This is a genomic window from Pseudomonas sp. PME37.24/025 (assembly GCF_055556615.1).
In genome coordinates this window covers 1-274 of the sequence record NZ_JBVHNK010000165.1, presented here as the reverse complement: position 1 = coordinate 274, position 274 = coordinate 1, and the positions used below count along the sequence as shown (strand labels likewise).

Annotated in this window: 1 protein-coding gene; it reads right to left on the bottom strand. The window is 76.6% G+C overall.

Translation table 11 applies throughout. The features are described 5' to 3' along the window. Positions 1-70: 70 nt before the first annotated feature. Positions 71-274, bottom strand: a 204-nt coding sequence (locus ACZ3HH_RS29920) for a substrate-binding domain-containing protein (protein ID WP_465810185.1), incomplete at its 5' end; no start/stop codon positions are given.

The window sequence follows — 274 nt, the reverse complement described above, 5'->3', positions numbered from 1 at the left end:
GCGGATGCCACACCCTCCACGACCGGCCCGGATCGCCGGAGTTGTGCCCGCCGCCACGGGGCACCGGGCCTCAGCGCGGCGCGGCCGTCGACGCGCGCGTCACCAGCACGGGATCGGCGGGGAGCGTCGGCTCATCGCCCAGCACGCGCGCCACCGCCTCGGCGGCCTCGCCCTCGACGTCGAGGCGCACGGTGGTGAGCGCGGGCGTGTAGAAGGCGGCATCCGGGTTGTCGTCGAATCCGGCGACCGAGACGTCGGCCGGAACCGCGAGCCC